Raw genomic sequence first — 1,162 nt, 5'->3', positions numbered from 1 at the left:
TCGCGCAGCGGTTGCCGGAAGAAATCTCCTTCTTTCACAGGCGTCCTGGGACCCATCCACACCTCATCAGAATTTGCAGGATTCTCACGATAATGTGCCAGGTTCCTGCAAATCTCACAACACCATTTCGGCCTCAAAGCTCCGCTGTACCGGGCTCGCCGAATTATTCAAGCTCGACTCGGTACCCCGGTCGGTCAGCGCGCGCGAGTACGGGATGCCGGAGCCGCCGAAGAACGGCACCCCGCGGTCGTTGAGCAGGTCGTTGCCGGTCATGGAGTTCCGCGAAGGCAACCTTTGAGCTGGTGTCGACGAACGTCGAATCATTTACACGACAAATGCAGCCGATCTACTAGGCCGCCACCGCCGAGGCAGGGGCGCTCGACGCAACGCGCGCCCTGAACTGAGATCTTTTAACCGATCACACAAGATTTCTGATACCTCCGCGGCGCGGCTTCGCCACCCTGGTCGTGCAGTTTCCTGAACCGGTAAAAGCTGCCGCGCGAATATCTCATCACGCGGCACGCTTGGCTGACATTGCCCAGTTGCCAAGCCAGCTCCAGCATGCCGACCTTGGCGCGAAGGACTATTTTGTTCTGTGTCATGGCGGGGACACCTTCCAGTTTTCGGGGGCACCGTCTTGAAGGTCTAGGCCCTTCAAGACGGTGCCCCCAATAGCATCAATCGACCACTGGCAGGTTTAGTCCACGGCGCTACATCTGATGCGTTGTCTTCCGGCGCCACCATGTTATCGCACCCACCGTCGTTCGAGTTTGCGCCGATTCTCCGACTAATTGCAGCGCTGCCCTGCTGCTACCATTGGAACCCGGCGCTAACCACTCCTCCATACGTGCCGCGCGTGTTCGCCGACATCGCGGCCTTGTACACCCAGTGGTTATTCTCCGATACATGCGAGATACCCAGCGCCTGGCCAGACTGGCCACGGTACACGCTGCCCGCTAGCGCCACCATGCTCGTGCCTGGCTGAGTAGGTTGCGGCAAGCCCGCCACCGCCATTGCTCCAGCCACCCCGCCATCCGCATCCCGGCTGACCGAATCAATCCGGTTGTTCACGTCGTTGATGCGCTGGTCCGTGTAGCTGTTGGCCTGCCCGACGCCCTGCGTCACGCTCTGGTTGAGCTGCTGCACGTTCACCGCGTCGGTT

At 60.2% G+C, this 1,162-nt stretch carries 2 protein-coding genes and 1 pseudogene; all 3 read right to left on the bottom strand.

Annotated features, from left to right (window positions below; translation table 11 throughout):
* Positions 1 to 114 precede the first annotated feature (114 nt).
* Positions 115 to 273 (bottom strand): hypothetical protein, encoded by a 159-nt coding sequence (locus HV796_RS46400; protein ID WP_377694068.1) that lies wholly within the window; start codon positions 271 to 273, stop codon positions 115 to 117.
* A 173-nt stretch (positions 274 to 446) separates the two neighbouring features.
* Positions 447 to 602, bottom strand: a pseudogene (locus HV796_RS42595) (helix-turn-helix domain-containing protein); the annotation flags it as partial.
* 208 nt (positions 603 to 810) lie between these two features.
* Positions 811 to 1,162 (bottom strand): YadA-like family protein (locus tag HV796_RS42590; RefSeq protein WP_175233599.1); only part of this gene is annotated, 352 nt, incomplete at its 5' end.

It is taken from the genome of Paraburkholderia humisilvae, assembly GCF_902859855.1.
In the GTDB taxonomy this organism is placed as follows: domain Bacteria; phylum Pseudomonadota; class Gammaproteobacteria; order Burkholderiales; family Burkholderiaceae; genus Paraburkholderia; species Paraburkholderia humisilvae.
Note: the sequence above shows the minus strand (reverse complement) of the source record. Positions and strands in the feature narration are given on the sequence as shown.